Consider the following 22,571-nt stretch of genomic DNA (forward strand, 5'->3'; position numbering starts at 1 on the left):
GCCGCTCCCCCGCCGCCGCACAGGACTACGGTTGACTACTGGCGAAGGCGCAACGGCGGGTTGGGCCCCGCCCAGGCTCCCCGCCCGACAGAAGGGAACCCACCATGCCTCTCAACCAGATCCTCAACCTCCCCGTCTGGCTCCTGATCATCTTGGGCGTCGTCCTCGTCGTCGAGCTGGCGCTCCTGATCGTGGGCGTCGTCTCCTGGGCCCGCACGCCGGACGCGCAGATGCCGCGACCCAACAAGTGGGTCTGGCTGGTGCTCATCCTCTTCGTGCAGATCATCGGGCCGGTGGCGTTCCTCCTGGCGCGGCGCAGCGAGGCGCGCTACGCCGTCGCCCCTGAACCGGAGGCGCTGCCCGGCGCCCGCCACGCCGCGACCCGCACCGCCGACGACACCGCCAACCTCCTCTATGGCCCCCGGGAGGGCGACAAGTGAACGTGGTGGAGACCCACGGCCTCACCAAGCAGTACGGCACGGTCCGCGCGCTCGACGGCGTCTCCCTGGCGGTGCCGGAGGGCTCGGTGTTCGGCTTCCTCGGCCCCAACGGCGCCGGCAAGACCACCATGCTGCGCATCCTGCTCGGGCTGGCGCGCCCCAACGCGGGCACGGCGCAGATCTTCGGCCGCGACACCACCACCGAGCGCGACGCCGTCCACGCCCGGGTCGGCTTCCTGCCCGACGTGCCCGGCTTCTACCCGTGGATGACCGGCGAGGAGTTCATGCGCTTCGCGGGCTCCCTGTTCGGGATCCCCTCGACCCAGCTCGAGCAGCGCACGGAGGCCCTCCTGGACATGGCCGGGCTCGCCGGCAACCGCAACCCGGTGGGCGGCTACTCGCGGGGGATGAAGCAGCGCCTCGGGATCGCGCAGGCACTCATCAATGCCCCTGACCTGCTGATCCTCGACGAGCCGACGTCGGCCCTGGACCCGCTCGGGCGCGCCGACGTGCTGCAGATGATCGCGTCGCTGCGCGGCCGCACCACGGTCCTGTTCTCCAGCCACCTCCTCGGCGACGTGGAGCGGATCTGCGACCGCGTGGCGGTCCTGGACCGTGGCCGGCTTGTCGTGCAGGGCTCCGTTGACGACATCCGTCGCTCCCACGGGGGCTCGACGACGGTGCGGATCGCCGTGACGAGCGGGGTCGCGGCGCTGATCGCCGCCGTCGAGGCGGAGCCGTGGGCGGTGCGGCACACGCCGGTGGCAAGGGACGATCAGGCGATCGACGTGGTGGTCAACGACCTCGACGCCGCCCGGCAGGCCCTCCCGGGCCTGGTGGCCGGGCTCGGGTTGGGGCTGCGTCGGTTCGACGAGCTCGAAGTGTCGCTCGAGGAGGTCTTCGTGGACCTGGTGGGGGTGAACCGATGAGCCTCAGGGCGTTCTGGGAGCCGGACCTGCTTGAGCTCACGGAGCTCATCGTGGACCCGGTTGGAGTGAACCGATGAGCCTCAGAGCCTTCCTGGCGAAGGACCTGCTGGAGATCGTGCGCACGTGGCGGATCTGGGTGCTGCCCGGGATCCTGCTGTTCTCCGCGGTCACCGGGCCGCCGACGGCCGCCTACACGGCCGAGCTGCTCTCCACGCTGGGCGGCGACATCTTCGAGGGCCTGATGCCAGACCCAACCTGGGTGGACTCCTACGCGCAGTGGACGAAGAACCTGAGCCAGCTGGTCACGTTCGCGCTGATCATCATGCTGGGCAGCGCAATCTCGGGCGAGAAGCGCGCGGGCACGGCGATCATGGTGTTGACGAAGCCGGTGTCGCGGGCGGGATTCGTGCTGTCGAAGTTCATCTCGACGGCGGTGCTGCTGGTGGGCGCGACGGCGGTCGCGATGCTGGTCACCTGGGGTGTGACGCTGATCTGGTTCCCCGACGCGCCCATCGGTCCGCTACTGGCGGCGACGGCGGCGTGGCTGTTGTTCGCGCTGCTGCTGGTGGCGGTGGTGCTGCTCGGCTCCGCGGCCGTGGACTCGGGCGCCGGCGCGGCGGGGATCGGGCTGGGCTTCTTCTTCCTGCTGATGCTCTCGGGCATCTGGGGCCCGATGCTGCGCTGGACGCCCGCGGGGATGATCAACGCCCCGGTGGCCCTGGGCGCCGACGCCGAGGTCGACCTGCTGTGGCCGGCGGTGACGACGGCGGCCCTGGCGGTGGTGCTGGTGTGGGCGGCCGTGCGGGTCTTCGAGCGCCGCGAGCTCTGACTCCCCCCGGTTCCTCCCCAGCTGCCGGGCTCGACCTCGCACACCGTAGGCCTCCTCGCACACCGTCGCCCGCGACCTCGCACACCGCAGGCCTCCTCGCACACCGTCGCCCGCGACCTCGCACACCGCAGGCCTCCTCGCATACCTTCGGCCGCGACCTCGCACACCGTAGGTCTCCTCGCATACCGTCGACCACGAGCTCGCACACGTGAGCTGGCTTTGCATACTCAATTGAGTATGCAAAGCGGCTCACGATGTGCGAAGTAGGGACCCAGCCACCCACGCTATGCGAAGAGGGGGCCCAGCCCACGCTGCGGCAGTGGGGGCCCAGCCCACGCTGCGGCAGTGGGGGCCCAGCCCACGCTGTGCGAAGTGGGGCCCAGCCCACGCTGTGCGAAGTGGGGCCCAGCCCACGCTGCGGCAGTGGGGGCCCGGCTCACGCTGTGCGAAGGCCCAGCCCACGCGGCCCGCCGCCCCGCCAACCGATCTGCACGCCACGGCTGCAAGAATGAGCGGGACTCAGCCCACCGACGAAGGCCTCACGTGACCCAGCGACGCGCCACCACAGAGAACCGGCATGGTCGCCGGTGACTCCGCCGGCGCCGAGTCCCGACGCCAACTCGCCCTCGCCGACGCCCACGAGAAGGCCGCCGCCGAGGCCCGAGCGGCAGCCGGCCGCTTCGGGATAGCCGAGACCACCGAGCGCCAGACCGCCCGCACCCTCGCTCCCCTCTCCGGGCTCGGCTACTTCCTCCTCCCCGACCGCCGCTGGCCCGGCACCCGCCGCTCCCAGGTGGACCTCGTCGTCGTGGGCCCGGGTGGCGTGTTCATCGTCGACACCAAGGCGTGGAAGGAGGTCAGCGTCGACAACGGGCGCGTCCGGCGCGGCGACGACGACGTGACCGACGAACTCCTCGCGCTCGACGACCTCGTCGACGTGACGCAGGCGGATCTGGCTGAGGTCGGGCTCGCGCCCGGGGAGGTGCGCTCCCTCGTCGTCCTCGCCGGCCGCGGCGGGCTGGACGCGACGGTGGGCGGGATCCGCATCGTCGGCGAGCGCGACGCCCTGCGCGCCATTGCCGGCCACGGCTCCCGGCTGACGCCCACGCAGGTCGACACCGTCCTGGGCCGCGCCCTCACCCTCTTCCCCCAGGCCACCGCACCCGCTCCGGTCACCGTCACCATCCCCGAGCCGGTGGTGCCCGCCGCGCCGAGCGTCGCCGTCGCCGCGCACCCCACGCCCGAGCGAGCCGCCCAGCAGGACGCGCTGCTCAGCCCGGAGGAGATCAACGATGCCCTCCTGGCGGGCGTGCTGGCGAAGCCGATCGAGGAGTGGATGTCCTTCCTCCACCCGCAGCAGGCGAAGCTGGTCCGGCGCTCCTTCCCCGGCCCGTCGCGCATCCGCGGCCCGGCGGGCACCGGCAAGACTGTCGTGGGCCTCCACCGCGCCGCCCACCTCGCACGCTCCCAACCCGGACGAATCCTGGTGACCACCTACGTCCGCACGCTGCCCGACGTGCTCGGCGAGCTGTTGCGACGGCTGGCGCCGGAGGCGGTCGACCGGGTCGACTTCGTCGGCACCCACGCGTTCGCCCGCAGGGTGCTGCGGGAGCGCGGGGTTCCCCACCGCATCGAGCCGGCCAAAGCCCGTGAGGCGTTCGATGCGGCGTGGCAGCGCGTCGGCGCCTCGTCCGTCCTCGGCACCTCGCAGGACCGGCGGTACTGGGAGGAGGAGATCGAGCACGTGCTCAAGGGCCGAGGCATCACCCGGTTCGAGGACTATGCCGATCTCTCGCGCACCGGGCGCCGCCGCACGCTGCAACTGTCCGGGCGCGAGGCCGTCTGGCGGCTGCACGAGGCCTACGACGCCGAGCTGCGCCGTCGCGGGATCATCGACTACGCAGACCTGATCCTCCTCGCCGAGGCCGAGCTCCGCCGGGAACCCATGACCGGCGAGTACTCGGCGGTCATCGTCGACGAGGCCCAGGACCTGTCCTGCGCCATGATCCGCATGCTGCACCTGCTCGTCGGCAACGAGCCCGACGGGTTCACGCTGATCGGCGACGGCCAGCAGTCGATCTACCCCGGCGGCTACACCCTGGGCGAGGCGGGGATCTCCGTCGCGGGCCGCGGCGTCGTCCTCGACATCAACTACCGCAACACCGCCCAGATCGTGCACTTCGCCCAACGCCTCGTGGCGGGCGACGAGTACGCCGACATCGAGGGCGTGCTGGCCCGCGGCGACGTGCCGTCGAGCATCCCGCGCGCCGGGGCGGACCCGGTGATCGCGCGCTGCGGCAGCCGCCGTGAGCTCAACCGGGCGATCGTCGAGCGCATCCGCAGCGTGACCACGGACATCGGCACCACCGTCGGCGACGTCGCGGTGCTGTGCATCGCGAGGTGGGCGGTCCGCGACGTGACCCGCGCGCTGGAGGAGGTCGGTCTCCCCGTCGTCGACCTCGAGAAGTACGACGGCGTCCCGGTCGAGGCGGTGAAGGTGGGCACCATCAAGCGCGCCAAGGGGCTGGAGTTCAAGCAGGTGCTCATCCCGGACATCCGCCGCGAGCACACCGTGACCGACCCGCCGAGCGACGACGCCGCCCGCGAACGCTGGGACCTCACCCGCCGCGAGCTGTACGTGGCGATGACGAGGGCCCGCGACGGCCTCTGGGTCGGCATCTCCGACTGATCAGACGCGCCCGCCCCGCCACGCCTGTGGACCTGGGTGGCGTCCATGAACCGGGTAACGGAGGCTTCGACGCGGTCGGTGGCGCTTCGCGCCCGACCGGCTCACCCAGCGGAACGCTGGCTGACCGGGCCCGTTTCCCCGCTGGTTGAGCCGGGCCCGTTTCCCCGCTGGTTGAGCCGGGCCGCAAGGAGCGAAGCGACGCGCGCCCGCGTCGACTTGGGTTGAGCCGGGCCGAAGGAGCGAAGCGACGCGCGCCCGTGTCGAAACCAACCCACGCGTGCCCATGGACCCTCCCAATGCGCGCAACCGGGGCTACTCGGCGAGAGGGATGTCGTACTCGTCCGCCCACTTGCGGGCGATCCGGGTGAACTCCTCGTCGCGGTAGCGGTACCAGGCGTCGGCTATGTCGTGGCTGTGGACGAGATCCTTGAACCGTCGGAACGCGCCGGCGCGGTGCAGGCCGTTCCACAGGTGTTCCCGCAGCCGGGACTCGGGGAGGGTCATGGTGAAGTCCTCCATGACGGAGTGCTCGTGAACCTCGTACTGCGACGGTAGGGGCACGAACCGGTCGGCGGTGTCCTCGACGATCACGCGTGCGAGCTTGAGGGACAACACAGAGCCGCTGGTCGTGTAGCGGGCGGCTTCCTCCAGGTCGGCTTCCTCCAGGTCGGCGTCCTCGGGGAGGTCTTCCGCGGCGGAGAGTTCGTCCACGAAGGCCCATACCAACTCGTCGGCCTGCCGGTCGTAGTAACTGCGGCAGTCATTGCCCATCGTCAGGGCCTCTGCCACCTCGGCGATTCGCACAGCCATGTTTCACTCCGCACTTAGTTGCCTCGCTCCAGCGTAGCCCGGTCGAGTGGGTCTGGGCCGCCTCCTCACCCCTGAAGTGCCGCCCCTCGCTGGCTGAGGTGCGAGGAGCGCAGCGACGAGCCTCGAAGCCTCAGAAACGTAACCTGACAAGCTCACGTTCTTCAGCTTCGAGGCCGCTACGCGGCACCTCAGCCAGCGGGTTTGGCCGGGGGGTCAGCGATCCGCGAAGACGGTGTACGTCTCCGCCATGAGGTCCTCCACCGTGACCGACAGCGGGCCGTCGGTGTAGATCGCGAAGCCCAGGTAGTACTCCAGCGACCGTCCAGGCATCACCATCACGAACGGGTCGCCGATCGACTGATCGATGTCGTAGATCTCGGAGGCCGCGCGGTTGCCGGTGGTGGCGGAGAAGTACAGGTCCGCGGTGCTCAGCGGCTCGGAGCCGCGATTCTCCACCGTCACCTTCACCCGGACGTACGCGTCGTAGCCCCCTGCCACATCCGCGTACTCGCTCGGCGTGAACTCCTCCGGCGCGTCGACGGTGACCAACTCGTCGACCGCCAGCTCGACCTGGCTGCCGAACGGGTGCCCCACGTAGTTGCCGTGCTCATCGAAGCCCTCCTCCACGCCCGGAGGTTCGGTGGCCCCCGCCGACGACGGCGCGACACCCGGCGTCGCCGTGACGGTGACCGTGGCCACCGGCATCGAGATGGCTCCCCCGTCGAGAGGTGCCACCACGCTCATGAAGATGAGGACGGCGAGCGCGAGGATTCCGAACATCGGGGCCACTTTCTGGTCAACAGGCACAGCGCGGCGACAGCACTGCGGAGCGTGCTCAACATTAGCCAGTCTGATGGGCGTTGAACCTAATGGAGTCATGCAAGCTGACCCGGTTCCCGGCGCCGACGTCCGGCGGCTTCAATCAGCCCACCCTGATCTGGGACTCCACCTGCCCGTCACGCGGACACCCTTGAGGAGGGGGTTGAGGCAAGCCCCCGCGAACTTGAGTGCTGAGTCGAGCGTGCGGAGCGAGTTGTCGATCCGGGTCCTGCGGGCGTACGCCAGGTAGCCAGTAGCCCACCCCGGTCCTGGCGAGATCAGCTGGTCAGGGAGCTGCAGGCGGCGCCGCCTGCTCTCGGACCTCAGCGCTAGCACCAAGGGCTCCGCCTCGAGCTCACAGCTTGCGACGATCAGGGCGAGATCGACGAGGTCGCGATAGCGAGAAGACGGCTGGCTGAGTGCCCGTAAAGTTCGTACATCGCGCAGAGCTTGTCGGCGACCTGGTCCGGAAGCGGGTAGACCAGAACGTGTGGCGGTTCGCTCAGTCCTGGAATCTCCACCACAGGGACGGGGCGGACCCACTCCGGCGCCGCGATGATGTGCAGCTCACGCGCGAGGTCGATGGGGAAGCTCCCGTACTCCGCTCCGATATAGGCGTCGGCGTGGATCTGCGCTACAGGGTTTGTGCGGCTTGTGGTCACCCTCTGTCCGATCACGAACGTCAGGTGGTCGCCGTCGCGGGGCCGGGTCAGGCCCCTGAGCTCGTCGATGGCGTCGGTCACGGACAGCTCGCCGAGGTGGAGCAGGTCCAGGTCTCTGGAGAACCGGGCTTCGCTTAGTCGCATCAGCAGACTCGCGCCACCCTTCAGCACCCACTGCCCGCCGGGAGGGGAGAACACCAGAGCGAGGAAACGCTGAAAGAGGAATTCCCGCCGCACCTCCTCCAGTGAGCGGCCACGGATCTTCGACTGTGTCTTCAAACGATCATCGAGGGCTCGCCGAAACGCGTTCGCAGTCGCGTAGTGTTCGGATCCGTTGATCGCCCCCACCGAGGCGCCCCAGTTCACTTGAGCGCGTCCATTGGCGGACTTGGGTTCAGCGTCGCGAACCGGACGACTGCTGCCAAGGTTTCAGCGACACCCGACTCCTGCATGAGCCGGCGGAGAAGTGCCGACCCGTCACCCAGTGGGGCACCGTAGAGATGCGCATACCTGCGGAGCACGGCAACCAGCTTCTGGTCGTCGACCATGTGCCGCGTCATCGCATCGCGGACGACGCCTGCGAGGTGCCCGCCGTCGATCCGGTCGTAGGCAAGGTCATCAATCGTGCGCGTCACAGTCGTGACCGGGAGCCCATCCACGACCGTCCAGTCGTCCGCTTGCAGTTGCGCTCGATGCAGGCGGACGCTAGGACGCCTTGTCTGCTTGCGGATGGGGGTGGTGAACTCGAACTCATCGGCCTCAAGGTCCCCCAGCCGGTGAACGAGAGCCGCGGAGCGGTGCGAGACGACCGCAGGGCTCTGCTCACGCACACGATCAACTCTGCGCCGGGCCGGATCGAGAGTGAGCCACGCAGCGCGTAGGCCATCCAGGGGCGTCGGAGGCGCACCGCTGGTCCTGTACACGCCGTGGCTGAGCCTCTCGAGCAGGCCTTGGTTGGCGTACCGGGCCAGGCTCTGCGCGGACACTCCTGCGGCTCGGGCCTGCGCGCTGGTCAGCAGCCCCCACTGTTCAGCGGCGATATCCGCGAGATCCAGCGCGACGCTCACGGGTCCCCCCTCTTGCTGCAATACTACTTACCAGAGATACTTTTGCAGTATCCGCCGCTCAAATCGTAGCATCAGCAGGCCGGCTTACGAGTGTCCCCCGCCGCGACAACGCCACCGCGGCGTGGACGCCCTGCACCATCACCAGGGAGCTGATCACCGCCGCGATCAGGCCCGCCGCCTGATCCGACGCCGTGAGCAGGTTGAAGCCCGCGTGCCAGATCAGCACCGGCACGATGCTCCACCGCGCCCGCGCCGTCATCCAGGACAGGAACACCGACCCCGCCGTCAGGCCCAGCGCCCAGCCGACGATGCCGCCGCCCATGGCCATGTATGTCGGGTTGTAGAAGAACGCCGGCAGGTGCCACAGCATCCAGACCCCGGCCACGACGAGCGACCCCCGTAGCACGCTCCCCCGCCGCGACACCTCCGCCAGCAGCCACCCGCGCCACCCGCTCTCCTCGCCGAGGCCGAACGTCAGCAGCCACACCGCCGCGACACCCACAGCCCCCAGCCCCGGCAGCTTCTCCGTCAGCCCGAACCCGGCCGGGTCCGGCCACTCCCCCGTCGCGATCCGCGCCGCGCCGTACCCGAACAGCCAGTACGCCACGGGTATCCCGAGCGCCGCCAGCCACCACACAGGCGGGAACTTCAGCGAGTAGATCCGACGAGCCCACGCGCCCACGCCTCGAGCACCACCCTCGACGGCGGTGGCGGCGCCGCCCCCGCACAGCGGCCCGATCGAGCCCACCCAGTGCAGCCAGGCGGGAGGGTCGCCGACGCCCCACTGCGCGGCCAGCACCAGCGGCAGCCACGCCGCCCAAGTGACGCCGAACGTCACGCCGAGAAAGACCGCCAGCGGCCCCCGTCGCTCCATGCCTTCATTATGGCCAGCCCCCCGCCCACTGGGGCACTGCCGCGAGCCTTACACAACACCGCTTGTCAGCTCACGTTTCTTAGGCTTCGAGGGCGCTGCGCGCCACCTCAGCCAGCGGTGTGGCGCCTTCGAGGGCGCTACGCGCCACCTCAGCCAGCGGTGGCGGGCTGAGGTGCGAGGAGCGAAGCGACGAGCCCACCCCGCTGGCTGAGGCGCGAGGAGCGAAGCGACGAGCCTCGAAGGCTACAAAACGTTCCTCGTCAGCTCACGTTTCTTAGGCTTCGAGGGCGCTGCGCGCCACCTCAGCCAGCGGTGTGGCGGCTTCGAGGGCGCTACGCGCCACCTCAGCCAGCGGTGTGGCGGCTTCGAACGCGCTACGCGCCACCTCAGCCAACGATCAGGGCCGAAACGCGAGGGCGCCCGCCGGCTTCAGCCGGCGGGCGCCCTCGTCGATCAGGTCAGGTCAGGCGACCGTCACCGAGTTGATCACAACCGCCTCGGCCGGCTTGTCGCCGAACGTGGTCTTAGTGGTGGCGATGGAGTCGACCACCTTCTGGCTCTCGGCATCCTTCACCTCACCGAAGATGGTGTGGCGGCGGTTCAGGTGCGGGGTGGGGCCCACGGTGATGAAGAACTGCGAGCCGTTGGTGCCGGGGCCCGCGTTGGCCATGGCCAGCAGGTAGGGCTTGTTGAAGCTGAGCTCCGGGTGGAACTCGTCGCCGAACTGGTAGCCCGGCCCGCCGCGACCGTCGCCTCGGGGGCAGCCGCCCTGGATCATGAAGCCGTCGATGACGCGGTGGAAGGTGAGGCCGTCGTAGAAGTTGCCGGTGGTCTTCTCTCCGGTGCCGGCGTCGACGTATTCCTTGGTGCCGGTGGCGAGGCCGACGAAGTTCTCGACGGTCTTCGGCGCATGGTCGGGGAAGAGCTCGATGACGATGTCACCGTGGTTCGTGTGGAGCGTAGCGGTGCTCACGCGGGTCCTTTCGTTGCCTTCTTGGTCGGGTCCAGTGTGTCAGAGGAGGTCAAGGGGGTCACTCCGCTGCGGGGAGCTGGGCCTCGATGTCGGCCACGAACTGGGCCACCTCGTCGATCCCGCTGACCGGCCCGCCGGCGATCATGCCGTCGGCCCCGAGCAGCACCGCGGCCGCCTTTCCGGTGGCGCCGAGGGCCTTGGCGGCCAGCCCCATGTAGTCGTAGACGGCGTTCTTCTCCACCTCTGGCGGGAACACGCCCGCGGACGAGGGACGGATCGACGGCACCAGCCGCACCTCCAGCACGGGCAGCCGCCTCTGGAACTCCTCCACCCGGGCGATGGCCTCGCGGGCCGGCGCGCACAGGCAGTCGATGGTGACCAGCAGCTGCGCCTGCTGGGAGGCGAGCTGACGCAGGGTGACGGGTTCGCCGTCGGGGCGCAGCAGCACTGCGTCGGGGATGGGGGCGCGGACGTAGTCCTCCAGTCCGTCGTCCTCCTCCTCGACGACGGCGGGCGCCTCAGGCTCCTCCACCACCGCCTCGGCCGCGCGGGCCTCCAGGGCGGGGCGCAGGATGAGCTCTCGCACCTTCGTCTCGCCCGTGACCGGCGAGCCCACCACCGCACCGGAAGCGTCCAGCTCCACCGCCCCCGGCGTGTAAGGGCCCACGAGGGCGTTGGCCACATTGGAGGCGTAGTCCTCGTGGAGGAGGGTGAGCTCCTTCCACTTCGGGTCGTCCATCGAGTGGCCGGAGGGGCGGACGGGAATGACGGTGCGGCCAGGCACCTGGGCGAGCCACTCCGGCAGCTGGGCGAGCACCCGCTCGCAGCCGCCGCAGCCGGCCATCACGAACAGCAGCACCACGCCGCGATGCTCGTGGGCCAGGGCGCTCAGCCGCACGGACTTCTCGCTGGGCACCTCCCGGAGGGCGAGCCGCGGCGCGAACCCCAGGGCCTGCCCCTCCCCCGCGGCCTCGACGGAGGGGCCCCGCCCCAGCGACAGCATCAGCGCGGCGGCGCTCAACGCGGCCATGGCCACCCAGCCCCAGCCGCCGCCGTCGAGGCTGTAGACGTCCACGCCGACGATCACGGCCATGAAGCCGAGCACGGCCAGCAGGAGGATGAGCAGATTGCGGGCCAGGGTGCGCTGCGACACGTCGTGCGAGCCCAGCGCCCCGAAGCAGTTGCACCGGACCGGCTCGTCGAAGCGCAGCGCGCGGGCGATGACGACGGTGTAGGCGGAGAACAGCGCCACCGACGCGGCCGCCGCGGCCACCAGCACCCACCCGGACCCCAGCACCAGCACCGCGGCCAGCAGCAGCTCGGCAAAGGGCAGCAGCCCGGGCGCGGGCGAGCGTCGCAGCCACCCGGGCAGCCGGAGGGCGGAGAAGGCGTCGCGGGTCTCCTCCTTGGCGCGCAGCTTCGCCACCCCGGAGACGGCCAGCAGGACGGCACACGTCAGGTTTCCCAGGACCAGATAGCTCACGCGCCGATTATTGCCTACTCCGTTGGTTGAGCCGGTCGCGCGCGAAGCGCCGTGACCGTGTCGAAACCCCTGGCACCCGGTGCAGAGACCTACCCCACCGCGGTGCCCGTGCCCCGCGTGCCCGTGCCGTGGCGCCGGCGCGCGCCGCTTCGCGGCTCACGGCCGTGCGCCACTTTCTTCGCGGCTCACGGTGTGCGCCCCATGTCCGCTGGGTGAGCCGGTCGGGCGCGAAGCGCCGCCGACCGCGTCGAAGCCTCTGGCACCCGGTTCATGGACCCGACCCCACCCCCACCTGGCAGCGAACCCCAATCCCCAAACTCCCATTGCATGAACCCCACAACCGGGTAGCGTGGAACTTGCTCGATTACGAGCCACAACCAAGGAGGTACTTGTGAGGAAGTCACAAGAGTTGAAGAAGGCCGCCGCGGAATCCGCTTCCGCCGCCGCCGAGTACGGACAGCACGCCCTCAAGGAAGGCATCGAGCGCGCCCAGTACCTGCTCGACGAGGCCCGCCAGCAGGCCGGCCCCATCCTGCACGACGCGAAGGTGCGCTCGGCAGACTTCGCATCCCGCACGCTGGACGATCTGGAGCCCGTCATCAAGGACGCCCTCGACAAGGTGACCCCCGCCGTCGACGCCGCCCGCGAGAAGGTGGAGGACGACCTGCTGCCCAAGCTGCAGGACGCCCTGCACGCTGCGGCCGGTCACGCCGTCGTGGTCGAGGCCGGCAAGCGTGGCACGGCTGCCATGGCTGCCCTCAAGGGCGAACTCGAGCTTCCGCCGAAGAAGAGCAAGTGGAAGAGCTTCGGCAAGTTCCTGGCCATCACCGCGATCGTCGCGGGCGCCGTGGCCGCGGTCCGCCACTTCCTGGCCCCCAAGGACGACGGCTGGACGGCACACGAGCCGTCGAAGGCCTACGTCAACAACAACGACACCTTCTCCACCGCGGCGAAGTTCGCCTCCGACACCGCGCCGGAGCCAGACGTCGACGAGGTGGTCCTCCCCGCCGACGAGGTGGAGGACCAGACGCGCATGAGCTCCGAGGGCGCCCCGCCCACTGGCCATGACTACGTGGCCCCGGAGGACATCGGCGAGGACGAGGCCCCGGCCTACCACGACGGTGGGGAGCCTGAGCCGGTCGACGAGCCGGGTGTCGCAGCCACTGAGTCCGCCTACGGCAAGGGTGCCTACGTGGGCTCCGAGCCCCCGGAGGGCTACACCATCAAGGGCAACGAGCGGTCGAAGAAGTACCACCTGGCCGGCAGTGGCGGCTACGAGCGCACCATCGCGGAGGTCTGGTTCGCCTCCGAGGAGGCGGCACAGGCTGCGGGCTTCACGAAGGCCCAGCGGTAGTCACCGTCTAGCTTCTAACAAGGGCGGCGCTCCCCATCGGGGGGCGCCGCCCTTAACTTTTGTCTACGACTGTGGGCCTGTACGAGCTTGTACGGATCCACGCAGCCCGGGCGAGTCGCACTCCGCCATATCAGCGACTCGAGCCACGCTCAACCGGGCCTGACAAGCCCACACCCTCCGTCGACCCACCCGCCACGGGTGATGCGCACACCGCATAGCATCCGTCTCACTACGGGACCCCGAATAGGAGATTCGCTGTGCGGTTGAGTAGTTTATCCGGTGTGAGCAGGGAAATTCTGGGGGGTATTCCTGCACGGCCAACGGTCACGCAGGTACTCACAAGCAAGATCATCAAACTACCGTCGTTCTGGCGGCGCGCCATGCTGATGGGGTGGGACGGACTGTCGTGGATCCTCGCGGTCCTGGTCTTCATCGTGATCCGGTACGACCTCAACCTCAACGGCGCGCAATGGTCATGGGCGCTGCTCTACACCACCACCGCGATCATCCTGCAGTCGGCACTCGGCCTCCTCACCCACGTGTACTTGGGCCGCAGCCGCGTGGGTTCCTTCTCCGAGGCCACCTGGATCGGCACCGTGGTGCTGCTCACCTCCATCCCCCTCGGCCTCGCGCTCAGCGTGATGACGCCGGACTTCCCCCGCGGCGTGGCGCTCATCGCTCCCCCGCTGGCGCTGACTTTCATGGCCGCCGGGCGCTGGCTCTTCCGCATCGCCCTGGCATCGGTCCAGCCCCGCCACGACGAAAGCGCGCCCAAGGCCATCGTCTATGGCGCCGGCGAGGCGGGCCACCAGGTGGCGATGCTCGTGGACAAGGCCGAGGAGGCCCCATACCGAATCGTCGGCTTCGTCGACGACGACCCGGACAAGCGTTTCCTCCGCGTTCGCGGCTATCGCGTGCTCGGCACCGGCAAGGACCTCATCGACGAGGCCCGCGACCGTGACGCCGAGATGGTCATCCTGGCCATCTCCAACGCATCCCCCCAGCTGATTCAGAGCCTGGCCGACCGTTGCAAGGCCCACGGCCTTGAGTTCGTGGTGATCCCGCCGGTCCGCGAGATGATCGGCGGTCAGATCTCGCTGGCCGCACTGCGCCACTTCAGCGTTGAGGACCTCCTCGGCCGGCGTCCCATCAAGACCGATCTGAGCGCCATCGCCGACTACCTCACCGGCAAGGTGGTCCTCATCACCGGCGCCGGCGGTTCCATCGGCTCCGAGCTCGCCCGCCAGCTGCACAAGCTCGGTCCCTCGAAGCTGGTCCTCCTGGACCGCGACGAGTCCGCCCTGCACAGCGTGCAGCTTGACCTCTACGGAAACGGACTGCTCGACACCGACGACATGGTGCTCTGCGACATCCGCGACCATGAGGCCCTCTGCGCGGTGTTCCAGCACCACAAGCCGGACGTGGTGTTCCACGCGGCGGCACTCAAGCACCTGCCCATGCTCGAGCGCTACCCCGACGAGGGGTGGAAGACCAACGTCCTCGGCAGCCTCAACGTCCTGAGCTGCGCCCACGAGGCCGGCGTCAGGCACTTCGTCAACATCTCGACCGACAAGGCCGCCGACGCCTCCTCCGTCCTCGGACGCACGAAACGCCTCGCCGAACAACTCACCGCATGGTTCGCTGACGAGCACGACCTCAAGTACGTCTCGGTTCGATTCGGCAATGTGCTCGGATCTCGCGGATCCGTCCTGCACTCATTCAAAGCGCAGATCGAGCGCGGCGGTCCGGTCACGGTGACCCACCCCGAGGTGACCCGCTTCTTCATGACCATCCCCGAGGCATGCGAGCTTGTCCTCCAAGCCGGCGCAATCGGCCAAGCCGGCGAAGTGTTGGTACTCGACATGGGCGAGCCTGTGAAGATTGTCGATGTCGCTGAACGACTCATCGCCGAATCTGGGCGAGATATAGAGATCTTCTTCACCGGCCTGCGTCACGGCGAGAAACTGCACGAGGTGATGTTCAGCCGCCTGGAGGCCAGAGCGCCCAGCGAGCATCCATTGATCTCCCAAGTCTCCGTGTCAGCACTGGCACCGACCGAATTGAGCAGCAGCGCCTCAGCAGTCTGACAACGCACCCGGCACAGGCAGTGGCGGCGTACACTCCCTCTACCCCTTTCAGGAGGCAAGCGCATGAAGCGAGTCATGCTGATCTACGGCACCCGACCGGAGGCTGTCAAGGTCGCACCGTTGGTCAAAGCACTGCAGAAATCGAGCGACCTTGATCCTGTAATTGTTAGCACCGGTCAACACCGCGAGATGCTCGAGCAGGTAAATCAATGGTTCGGAATTCGGCCCGATCTCGACCTCGCCGTGTTCAAGAGTGGGCAATCCCTAAACGAACTGGCTGCGCGCATCCTTCAGCGTCTTCCGCCCGTACTCAACGACCAGCGGCCTGACGCTGTGGTGGTTCAAGGTGACACGACTACTGTTGCGATGGCGGCTATCGCATGCTTCTATCAGCAGATACCGGTGGTGCACTTGGAGGCCGGCCTGCGCTCAGGGAACATTCGCTCCCCGTTCCCCGAAGAAGCCAACCGAAAGCTGGCCGGCCAGGTCGCGTCCCTCCACCTCGCCCCGACAGCAGCCTCGCAAGAGAATCTACTGCGCGAAGGCATCCCTGACGAACTCATCACCGTGACGGGAAACACCGTAATCGACGCCCTTCACTGGACCGAAAAGCAGCCCGTGCAATTCAGCGATCAACGCCTCCGCACCGAAGCAGCAGCTGGCCGACAGATGATTCTGCTGACAACGCATCGTCGTGAGAACTTGGGGAAGCCAATGGTCGATATAGCCCAGGCCATCGCACTTTTGGCTTCGCGCTATCCTGCGCACCTCTTTGTCTTTCCGGCACACAAGAATCCCCTCGTCCGTGCTGCGATTCTACCGATCATCGAAGGGGCATCCAATGTCGCGATCGTGGAGCCGTTGAGCTACCCGGAATTCGTGCACGCTCAGCGCTGGGCGGATCTTATCCTTACTGATTCCGGGGGCGTCCAGGAGGAGGCTCCAAGCCTGGGCAAGCCGGTTCTAGTACTCCGGGACAATACAGAACGCCCAGAAGCGGTACTCGCCGGGACTGTGAAACTCGTCGGTACGAGAACCGAAACCATCGTTGCCGAGACAGCCGAACTCATCGAGAACCCAGTCGCCTACGCCAGAATGAGTCGCGCCGTCAATCCTTATGGCGACGGGCACGCGGCAGACCGCAGCTGTGCAGCTATCAGTCACATGCTCGGTGTTGGTCGTCGCCTCCCCCCATTCAGCGGTTCAGCAGGAGGCAACACACAATCTCAATTCCGGGGGACCCCTTCAAACCAGGCGGATCTAACGCACCAACAAAGGAGACCATGAAATGACACGACCGAATGTCTGTGTTGTCGGCCTTGGGTACATCGGTCTTCCGACGGCAGCCATCTTCGCCCACAAAGGATTGACGGTGCATGGCGTAGATCTGAACAGATCTACCGTAGAGGCAGTCAATTCGGGCCAAGTACCCTTTGTCGAACCTGATCTAGGCGGCTACCTAGAGAGGGTTGTGGGCCAGGGCCGCATGAGGGCCGCGCTTGAGCCCGTGGCCGCCGACAACTTCATCATCGCAGTACCGACGCCATATCTCGCAGACCACTCCGCTGACCTTTCATACATCGAAGCAGCCACGCGTTCAATTTCACTCCACCTGCGCGGAGACGAACTCATTATTCTAGAGTCCACCTCCCCTCCGGGGACCACCGAACGCATACAGCAACTCGTCTACGACGAGCGTCCCGAGCTGATTGACGCTGGGCTCCTTTTTGCCCATTGCCCCGAGAGAGTCCTTCCTGGACGTATCATGTCTGAACTAGTTGAAAATGATCGAATCGTTGGCGGAAGCACGCCGGAAGCGGCGAGGGCAGCCCGAGACTTGTATCGGGTCTTCTGTGAGGGCGAGATCCTACTCACGGACTCCGTGACGGCAGAGATGGCCAAATTGGTCGAGAACTCATTCCGAGATGTCAATATCGCCTTCGCAAATGAGTTGTCGCTGATCTCACATCGCTTGGGCATCAATGTCTGGGAGCTCATTGAGCTGGCGAACCATCATCCTCGTGTGAACATTCTTCAACCGGGGCCTGGAGTAGGCGGTCATTGTATCGCTGTGGACCCCTGGTTCATCGTTGCCGCAGCCCCTGAGGAGTCGCACTTGATACAGACGGCCCGTCATGTCAACGAACGCAAGCCCCATTGGGTCGTTGAACAGATCTATCAGGCTGCGCACGGGGAGAGCCCCATCGTGGCAATGCTGGGACTGGCATTCAAGTCCAACATTGATGACCTGAGGGGATCCCCAGCCCTCGCTATCGTGGAGGAATTTGCTTCGTCTCATCCCAAGGCTGAGGTTCTAGCCGTCGAGCCGCATATTGACGAACTCCCAGCTCAACTTGCCAGCCTCGGCAACGTCACCCTCGTTCAAATCAATGAGGCTCTAGAACGGGCAACAGTAGTCGTCATACTGGTGGACCACGCTTCTTTCAAGCTTATCTCACCAAGTCATTTTGAGGGCAAAGAGATCGTGGATGCCAAGGGGCTTCTGCACGCCTCCCTCGGGGAGGCTGCAAGTAGCGATCGGAGGGGCTCCCAATAGATACCCATCGATCTTTCCTAGCCAACATGTCTCGAATCCTCTCGCGCAACGGGAATGGACTGCGCCGGATAGCAAACGCTCGCATATTCCCTACCGTCAACATGCCCGAATGCGAGCCCCGGTCCCCGGACCTAGGATCGAGCGCCTGATGAGGATCGCGATTGTCACTGACCACATGAGAATCGGCGGGGTCGAGAGAAATGCGCTGTCACTCATGACAGAGTTGCTGCAACATGTTGACTCGATAACCTTGCTGCTGGTCGAACGCGATGGGGACTTTCTTCGCTACGTTCCCGACGATGTCGAGGTTCGCGACGCAGGCATTCCACCTCTTATCGTGCGCTGCGTTCGCCAGGGCTTTCGGAAGGTAATCTTCACTGAACTGTCTCGCCTAAGCATCTTCTCCGCCGCGCGATTAACCTGGGCCATGGTGCGCACTCATGCCACTTCACCTTCAGCCAAGTCGCGAAAGCGCATTGAGTTCTTTGCGCGCCATGCGACCGTTCCTTCCGAAGCATATGACATAGTCATAGACTTCATGGGCTACATGTCTGTACCCACACAACTAGCGGCAAAGCATGTATCTGCGCGACGGCGTTTCACTTGGGTACATAGCGAGCTGACCAGATCCGGTTTCGACCCTCGACCCTATGCCGACATCTACGAGAGGTTTGACAAGATTCTGTGCGTTTCGAATGTGATTCGAACAGAGATGCAGAGCGCGTTGCCGGCTCTCAGCTCGCGGATTGAAGTGCTTCACAACTCGGTTTCCCCAGATCTTGTACGATCCCTCAGCAGATCAGGCGCGAAACTATCGCACCGGCCTGGCATCTTCTCATTGCTGTCCGTAGGGAGACTCTCCCCCGAGAAGGGGTTTGACCTCGCCATAGAGGCGGCCGCTGCGCTTCGGGCCGGCTGCCTGCCATTCGTGTGGTACATACTTGGGGAAGGGCCTGAGAGAACTAGCCTGGAAGGTATGGTGGAGGCACTTGAACTCCAGGAATGCGTAGTCTTCCTTGGGTCCGACCCGAATCCTTACGGCTACATCGCCTCCTGCGATATTTATATTCAACCCTCCAGGTACGAGGGGTTCAGTACAACTACTAACGAGGCCAAGATTCTGGGTAAACTGATAGTCTCGACTGATGTTTCCGGGGCCCGCGAGATCCTCGAAGACGGAAATGTCGGCTTGCTGGTGGAGCCTACCTCGAGATCCTTGGCTGCAGGTATTCGTAGTCTGTGCACAGACACCCATTTGCGCGATCTGCTGCACCACCGAATCTCTGTGGCCGCGCCAGCGGAGACTGATCCCATCACTAGTTTGCTTGCCCACTAGTCAGCCCTTCTACTCGCGAGAGTGGCGAGTTCTCACTGATACCGTACATATCGCTGATCATCTGCCGGCAACGATCGGTCACGACTAAGCTAATCTCGAACCACGATTCGCACTAGCAGAAGGAGTATACTGCATGCTTGGGGCACTGACATTGATGTGGCTGGAGTCTGCGGCGCCATCTAGTGCAGCTGGGGCTCATCTACTGGGCACCCTGAGCCGTCTTAAAGCGGCCGGGGTCACAAGAACCAAGGTGATCGCCAATCGCAGGTGTGAGGAGACGGGTTCACTCGCTCGGTTCAAACGCCTAAGTCGGCTTCTCTGCGAGGGCGTACTGAGCGCCGGTCGAGGAACATTACTAGCACGGTGGCATCCACTTCTTCTCCCCGTAGTGATAGCTTGGCGCCTCAGGGGGGGGCGAGTATGCCTCCTCGTGCAGGGACGCGTTGAGGATCTATACGATAGCCACGCGTGGGCTAGTCGAGTTCCTGGTTTTCGGAAGTTTGCGACATCCTCACTGAGACTCGCTCACCGATTGGCGGTTCCTGCGGAGGGGTTGCGGACTGAAGTCGCGCAGATCACTGGTCGACGCATCGAGGACGTTGAACTGTTGCCTAATGGTGTTGATGTCGCACTATATGCTGGAGACAACCAGGAGAGACGGGACCACTTCCACACATACGCTCCGGACAACCCTTACGCTCTCTTCCTTGGAAACATGGCGGGATGGCAAGGCATCGACACCATACTCGCTGCGCGGCGATTGCCCGCCTGGCCTTCAGGTCTGGACGTAGTCTTTCTCGGAGATGGTGTTGATCGACGACTGATTGAGCAGCGCCTGGATGACGGCGTGCATTGGCATGGCACCGTGACGCGTGAGCAATCCGTTGCTTGGCTTAATTCTGCTGTTCTAGGGTTGTCCCCAAAGAAGCTTGTTCCTGCCACTGCCCGTGGCATCTCACCCTTCAAAATCATTGAGTATGCAGCAGCCGGCCTGCCGGTTATTGCGTCCAATGTTCCGGGTCAAACCGAGATCATTCAAAGCCTTGGAAATGGAATACTAGTTCCACCTAATGACCCTCAAGCGTTAGCGGAGGCCGTCAGACTCTTGTTTGATGATGAGCCGTTCAGGAGCCGATTGGCCGCGGCGAGTCGTTCGGGCGCCCAGAAGTTTGACTGGACTACTCATGCGGATAGGCTTCTCGAGTTCGTGACTTGACATTCCTGAGCGCCGATCTGTGTCGGGTTTTCGTGGAGATGTAGTTCTGTTGATCAGTCCTGCGGCTCGGCCTGGCAGAACTCCACAACGATCGTCTTCGTTGACAGATGCCCCAACCTTCGTGGACAGCGGGCGTGTCTCACACCCAACTCCCGATCGTCGCATGGGCATCGAAGCTGACTTAGGCCATTTAGTGCACACCCCAACCAACAGACTCCCTAGCCAACCCCTATCAAGGTCCGAATCCGAGGAAAGTGGCCTAATGAGTATTTGGACCTCTCGGGATCACTGAATATTGGGTCTCAGGGCCGGTCGATATCGTGTTTCGGGGCCATTGGGTAGTGCCGGTGAGCGCCGGGCTGGGGACTGTACGGTCAACGGTGTAACTCCGATCAAGGAGGAACACGATGAGCAAGCAGGTTGGCATGGCCCCAGCGGCTGTGGTGGAGGGAGCCGGAGTGGCTGTGATGACGGAGGCGACTCGGCCGCCGGTGGTGGACCGGGGGCTGGTCGCCCAGCTCGTGGGTGACGCGCAACGCCAGGGCCTGTCGGTCGACGGGGAGGGCGGCCTGCTGTCCGAGTTGACCCGACTGGTGCTGGAGTCCGCGCTGGAAGGCGAGATCACCGATCACCTCGGCTACGACAAGCACACCAAGGGTGCCTCTGCGGACGGCAACGCCCGCAACGGCTCCCGGATCAAGACGGTGCTGACGAAGGCCGGCCCGGTCACCATCGGCGTCCCAAGGGACCGTGCTGGAACGTTCGAACCAACGATCGTCGCGAAGCGGCAGCGCCGGTTGGGGTCGATCGAGGACATCGTCTTGTCCTTGTCGGCGCGGGGCATGACCTACGGCGATATCAGCGCGCATCTGGCCGACGTGTACGGCTCGGAGGTGTCGAAGACCACGATCTCCACGATCACCGACAAGGTGCTGGACGGGATGTTGGAGTGGCAGAACCGGCCGCTGGACCCCGTCTACCCGTTGGTGTTCATCGACGCGATCCACGTCAAGGTCCGAGACGGCCAGGTCGCCAACCGGCCCATCTACGTCGCCCTTGCCGTGACGACGGAGGGTAACCGGGACATCTTTGGCTTGTGGGCAGGAGACGGTGGGGAAGGCGCCAAGTACTGGCTGCAGGTCCTCACGGAGCTCAAGAACCGCGGTGTGAACGACGTTCTGATGGTGGTGTGCGACGGCCTCAAGGGGCTGCCCGAGTCGGTGAACACGGTGTGGAGGGAGACGATCGTGCAGACCTGCATCGTGCACCTGATGCGCAACAGCTTCAAGTACTCCGCCCGGCAGCACTGGGACGCCATCTCCCGGGCCTTGAAGCCTGTCTACCAGGCTGCGACCCTCACCGAGGCCGAGGAACGATTCCTCGAGTTCGCCGAAGCGTGGGGCGAGAAGTATCCGGCAATCGTGCGGTTGTGGGAGAACGCCTGGGCCGAGTTCGTCCCGTTCCTCGGCTTTTCGACCGCGAGATCCGACGCATCGTGTGCACCACGAATGCGATCGAGTCGGTCAACGCCCGCATCCGCAAGGCCGTCCGAGCCCGCGGGCACTTCCCCAACGAGCAGGCCGCGCTCAAGTGCGTCTACCTCGCCGTCATGGCGCTCGACCCCACAGGCAAGGGCAGGGCCCGCTGGACCCAGAGATGGAAGGAAGCCCTCAACGCTTTCGACATCCGATTCGACGGCCGCCTCAGCAGCCCCAGACCAGCATGACAACACAACCCAGTTACACCGTTCGTTTGACAGACCCTGTAGTGGGCCCTGGTCGGGGACAAACTCGACCGCTGCCGACAACGCGTCCAACAAGAGACCCTGGGACATCGGGGCCGCTCCGGCGACCCGCTCTACGGGATCCGTCGGGTTGCCCGGACCCGCGCTGGGCTGCTCACCGAGAAGCAACAGCACCGGCTCGCCAAAGTGGCTCTTCACAGAAGGCGGTGGATTTGGGGTCTGAACCCGCCTGCGTCGAGTAGGCAGCGGGCGATGTAGTTGACGATGCTTCTGAAGCCTCTGGCGGTGCCTCGGAGGTGTTCGAGGAGGCCGTTGATCGCTTCGGTGGGGCCGTTGGATGTGCGGGGGTGGTCGAAGAACGCGAGGATGTCGTCGCGGCGTCGATGAAGGGTTTGGCCCAGGACGCGGAGTTCGTCGAGGCCGGCGGGGACTCCTGTCTTGATGGTGTCGATGAGTCGGGTCATGATCTTCTTCCCCTCGGAGGGGTCGTCGGCTTGGTAGGCGTCGATCACGTCCTGGTAGACGCTCCAGGTGGTCTCGAACGCGACGTGACGCTGGTCGGCGAGCACTTTGGCGGCTCTTCACAGAAGGCGGTGGATTTGGGGTCTGAACCCGCCTGCGTCGAGTAGGCAGCGGGCGATGTAGTTGACGATGCTTCTGAAGCCTCTGGCGGTGCCTCGGAGGTGTTCGAGGAGGCCGTTG

At 65.9% G+C, this 22,571-nt stretch carries 16 protein-coding genes and 4 pseudogenes; 12 read left to right on the top strand and 8 right to left on the bottom strand.

Annotated features, from left to right (window positions below):
* Window positions 1-104 precede the first annotated feature (104 nt).
* The 4 genes from ACZK5D_RS08705 (at window position 105) to ACZK5D_RS08720 (ending at window position 4,887) form a co-directional block, all read left to right on the top strand.
* Window positions 105-440: a PLD nuclease N-terminal domain-containing protein gene (locus tag ACZK5D_RS08705; RefSeq protein ID WP_463664983.1), complete on the top strand. Its 336-nt coding sequence runs from the start codon at window positions 105-107 to the stop codon at window positions 438-440.
* The gene (locus tag ACZK5D_RS08710; protein ID WP_463664984.1) at window positions 437-1,369 is read left to right on the top strand and encodes an ABC transporter ATP-binding protein; all 933 of its coding nucleotides are present in this window, start codon (window positions 437-439) and stop codon (window positions 1,367-1,369) included. The genes ACZK5D_RS08705 and ACZK5D_RS08710 overlap by 4 nt, the downstream gene beginning before the upstream one ends.
* A 73-nt stretch (window positions 1,370-1,442) precedes the next feature.
* Entirely contained in the window at window positions 1,443-2,198 is a 756-nt protein-coding gene (locus ACZK5D_RS08715) for a DUF2705 family protein (RefSeq protein WP_463664985.1), read from the top strand.
* Between the two features lie 577 nt (window positions 2,199-2,775).
* Window positions 2,776-4,887: a nuclease-related domain-containing DEAD/DEAH box helicase gene (locus ACZK5D_RS08720; protein ID WP_463664986.1), complete on the top strand. Its 2,112-nt coding sequence runs from the start codon at window positions 2,776-2,778 to the stop codon at window positions 4,885-4,887.
* Window positions 4,888-5,199: 312 nt separating this feature from the next.
* On the opposite strand, the gene ACZK5D_RS08725 is transcribed toward ACZK5D_RS08720, so the two are convergent.
* The 7 genes from ACZK5D_RS08725 to ACZK5D_RS08755 all read right to left on the bottom strand — a co-directional run bounded on the left by ACZK5D_RS08725 (window position 5,200) and on the right by ACZK5D_RS08755 (window position 11,575).
* Window positions 5,200-5,697, bottom strand: a complete 498-nt coding sequence (locus ACZK5D_RS08725; protein WP_458994377.1) for a UPF0158 family protein — start codon at window positions 5,695-5,697, stop codon at window positions 5,200-5,202.
* Window positions 5,698-5,910: 213 nt separating this feature from the next.
* Window positions 5,911-6,477 (bottom strand): hypothetical protein, encoded by a 567-nt coding sequence (locus tag ACZK5D_RS08730; protein ID WP_458994378.1) that lies wholly within the window; start codon window positions 6,475-6,477, stop codon window positions 5,911-5,913.
* Window positions 6,478-6,887: 410 nt separating this feature from the next.
* Window positions 6,888-7,544 (bottom strand): nucleotidyl transferase AbiEii/AbiGii toxin family protein, encoded by a 657-nt coding sequence (locus ACZK5D_RS08735; RefSeq protein ID WP_463664987.1) that lies wholly within the window; start codon window positions 7,542-7,544, stop codon window positions 6,888-6,890.
* On the bottom strand, window positions 7,541-8,245 hold the full coding sequence (locus ACZK5D_RS08740; RefSeq protein ID WP_463664988.1) for a type IV toxin-antitoxin system AbiEi family antitoxin domain-containing protein: 705 nt from the start codon (window positions 8,243-8,245) through the stop codon (window positions 7,541-7,543). Before ACZK5D_RS08740 ends, ACZK5D_RS08735 begins: the two co-directional genes overlap by 4 nt.
* 58 nt (window positions 8,246-8,303) lie before the next feature.
* Window positions 8,304-9,119 (bottom strand): CPBP family glutamic-type intramembrane protease, encoded by an 816-nt coding sequence (locus ACZK5D_RS08745; protein WP_463664989.1) that lies wholly within the window; start codon window positions 9,117-9,119, stop codon window positions 8,304-8,306.
* Between the two features lie 463 nt (window positions 9,120-9,582).
* Window positions 9,583-10,092 (bottom strand): peptidylprolyl isomerase, encoded by a 510-nt coding sequence (locus tag ACZK5D_RS08750; RefSeq protein ID WP_463664990.1) that lies wholly within the window; start codon window positions 10,090-10,092, stop codon window positions 9,583-9,585.
* Window positions 10,093-10,150: 58 nt separating this feature from the next.
* On the bottom strand, window positions 10,151-11,575 hold the full coding sequence (locus ACZK5D_RS08755; protein WP_463664991.1) for a MauE/DoxX family redox-associated membrane protein: 1,425 nt from the start codon (window positions 11,573-11,575) through the stop codon (window positions 10,151-10,153).
* 1,180 nt (window positions 11,576-12,755) lie between these two features.
* On the opposite strand from ACZK5D_RS08755, the pseudogene ACZK5D_RS08760 reads away from it, so the two are divergent.
* The 8 genes and pseudogenes from ACZK5D_RS08760 to ACZK5D_RS08795 form a co-directional block, all read left to right on the top strand.
* Window positions 12,756-12,929 (top strand): annotated as a pseudogene (locus tag ACZK5D_RS08760) (sunset domain-containing protein); the annotation flags it as partial.
* Between the two features lie 281 nt (window positions 12,930-13,210).
* Window positions 13,211-15,016, top strand: a complete 1,806-nt coding sequence (locus ACZK5D_RS08765; RefSeq protein WP_463664992.1) for a polysaccharide biosynthesis protein — start codon at window positions 13,211-13,213, stop codon at window positions 15,014-15,016.
* 63 nt (window positions 15,017-15,079) lie between these two features.
* Window positions 15,080-16,303, top strand: coding sequence for a non-hydrolyzing UDP-N-acetylglucosamine 2-epimerase (wecB, locus tag ACZK5D_RS08770; protein ID WP_463664993.1), 1,224 nt, complete (start codon window positions 15,080-15,082; stop codon window positions 16,301-16,303).
* Between the two features lies 1 nt (window position 16,304).
* A complete protein-coding gene (gene wecC / locus ACZK5D_RS08775; protein WP_463664994.1) occupies window positions 16,305-17,573 on the top strand; it encodes a UDP-N-acetyl-D-mannosamine dehydrogenase in 1,269 nt (422 codons plus the stop codon).
* A 148-nt stretch (window positions 17,574-17,721) separates the two neighbouring features.
* A complete protein-coding gene (locus ACZK5D_RS08780; protein WP_463664995.1) occupies window positions 17,722-18,909 on the top strand; it encodes a glycosyltransferase in 1,188 nt (395 codons plus the stop codon).
* A 154-nt stretch (window positions 18,910-19,063) separates the two neighbouring features.
* Window positions 19,064-20,125: a glycosyltransferase gene (locus tag ACZK5D_RS08785; protein WP_463665008.1), complete on the top strand. Its 1,062-nt coding sequence runs from the start codon at window positions 19,064-19,066 to the stop codon at window positions 20,123-20,125.
* A 467-nt stretch (window positions 20,126-20,592) separates the two neighbouring features.
* A pseudogene (locus ACZK5D_RS08790) lies at window positions 20,593-21,851 on the top strand (IS256 family transposase).
* 48 nt (window positions 21,852-21,899) lie between these two features.
* Window positions 21,900-22,058 (top strand): annotated as a pseudogene (locus tag ACZK5D_RS08795) (ISL3 family transposase); the annotation flags it as partial.
* Between the two features lie 5 nt (window positions 22,059-22,063).
* Here ACZK5D_RS08795 and ACZK5D_RS08800 read toward each other — a convergent pair.
* Window positions 22,064-22,408: pseudogene (locus ACZK5D_RS08800) on the bottom strand (transposase); the annotation flags it as partial.
* Window positions 22,409-22,571 lie beyond the last annotated feature (163 nt).

The sequence above is a fragment of the Tessaracoccus yangjingae genome (assembly GCF_055326235.1).